We start from the raw sequence: 1,783 nt of genomic DNA on the forward strand, positions 1-1,783 counted from the left end.
GAACCGAACACCATTTAGGCGGTGTCCTAAATGGGTAAGTTTCGGACAACGGTAGCAGTTCGGAGATGTGGAACCCAGAGTTAACAGGCGGGCTTTCAAAGTTGTATAGGCTAATTCTATTTGATAATCGGGGGACCGGGCGTAGTAGTAAACCGGATATCCCTTATACTATTAAGATGATGGTGGACGACACCGCCGGACTAATGAACGCCATAAAGGTGTCCAAAGCCCATGTACTTGGAGTTTCCATGGGGGCGATGATTGCCCAAGAACTCGCCCTTAATCACCCAGAGAAGGTTATGGGCCTGATTCTCTGTATGGCAACCTGTGGTGGCCCAAAGAGTGTTCCCCTTCCAGCGAAAGCGGAGGAGGCCATACTCGCAAATGCAAGTCCTTCTCCCAACATGTTGAATGAAAAAGCGGAGTTCTGGAGCCTAATGTGCTCTCCGAAATATATTAAGGAGCACTGGGATGAGCTTCTAAAGAGAGTCCGGTCTGTGAAGTATCCGACACCCATTGTTGGTAGAAGGAGGCAGGCGGAAGCCGTTCTAAGCTTTGACAGTTATGACCGATTGCCTAATATTAAGGCTCCTACTCTCATCATGGCAGGGGAGAAAGATGTCATAGTTCCAGTGGAGAACTCCAGAATTCTTGAAGAACGGATTCCCAACTCTAAGTTGCTAGTATTCAAGGATTGTTCCCACGGATTCCTAATAGAGAAGTTAGATGAGGTGCTGGCGGCTGTGCAGGATTTTCTCGAAGAAGTCAAGTAAATTTACTACGGTTCCTTAGATCGGAAGATTTCAAGTTTTTTGCAAAATTTTCATGGTTTGGTTTTTTGTCGGCAATTCTACTTGGATTGTTTTTTCAAAGTATTTTTTGAAGATGTTGGGATACTCGGTGTGCACCGGTATTAGTTTTTTGGGTTTCAATTCTTTTAAGATTTCTACGAGTTCGTGAGATATTACTTGTCCTGAGTTTTGGATTTAGTACAGGTGTATATACGCACCACTTTTATAAGCAAATAAATACTAGGAACTCTAAACTCGTTTTCCTAATAATTTGACATATTCAAAAAAACTTAATCCTTCAAGTTCCGCTTCTTTGGCGATAATTTTTCTTGCGATGTGAACTTGTTGTAAGGCTGGGTCATTTGGGAACTCCTCTTCAACCACTCTTTTTATTTTCTCAATTTCTTTCTCACTAAGTTTGCTCATAATTTTGCATCCTATAACAATTCTGCGGGCGTTATGATTACTATTTGTCTTAGATTATTAAAAGTATTTACCATCCTAACAATATCTTTTGTTTTTATCCTGACAATGTGCTTAAAATTCCAACTTAAGAGATAATCCATCTCCCTTATAACAGCGACAGCAATATGGTATGCATCTTCTGGATAACCTTCGGGAATTGCCCCATAACGAATATACTGCTCTGCTAACCATTTCACATCATCAGTTATAGAAAGTACCGAAAAATGTGAAACCTCTTTACTCATTTTGTTTCGAAATTCTGAGTCTAGAGTTCTATTAATTTCAGCAACTGTAATTTCTGAAATATACGTCTCAAAGTTTTCTACCTGACTAAAGAAAGACTCTGTAAGGGATTTCCTCTCAGGGTTCCTATCATCAAATAGCGCTGAGATTACCGATGTGTCCAGATACACTCTCATTTTTCTTACCAATTTTATCTACCTTTAGGAGATATGTACAATCAATATTAAATTTGAATGGAATTGAACTTAAACAATATTTGAATATTCAAAGATCTGCTTCTTTTA

At 39.6% G+C, this 1,783-nt stretch carries 3 protein-coding genes and 1 pseudogene; 1 reads left to right on the plus strand and 3 read right to left on the minus strand.

What is annotated here, in order from left to right:
• Positions 1-62: 62 nt before the first annotated feature.
• Positions 63-773: pseudogene (locus ACUVXA_RS20530) on the plus strand (alpha/beta fold hydrolase); the annotation flags it as partial.
• 30 nt (positions 774-803) lie between these two features.
• Here ACUVXA_RS20530 and ACUVXA_RS20535 read toward each other — a convergent pair.
• Genes ACUVXA_RS20535 through ACUVXA_RS20545 form a run of 3 tightly spaced genes read right to left on the minus strand, consistent with a single transcriptional unit; the run spans position 804 to position 1,687 of the window.
• Entirely contained in the window at positions 804-986 is a 183-nt protein-coding gene (locus ACUVXA_RS20535) for an MBL fold metallo-hydrolase RNA specificity domain-containing protein (RefSeq protein ID WP_445873159.1), read from the minus strand.
• Between the two features lie 54 nt (positions 987-1,040).
• Entirely contained in the window at positions 1,041-1,217 is a 177-nt protein-coding gene (locus tag ACUVXA_RS20540; RefSeq protein WP_445873157.1) for a hypothetical protein, read from the minus strand.
• A gap of 11 nt (positions 1,218-1,228) precedes the next feature.
• Positions 1,229-1,687, minus strand: coding sequence for a type II toxin-antitoxin system VapC family toxin (locus ACUVXA_RS20545; RefSeq protein WP_445873158.1), 459 nt, complete (start codon positions 1,685-1,687; stop codon positions 1,229-1,231).
• Positions 1,688-1,783 lie beyond the last annotated feature (96 nt).

The sequence above is a fragment of the Candidatus Jordarchaeum sp. genome, from assembly GCF_052745115.1.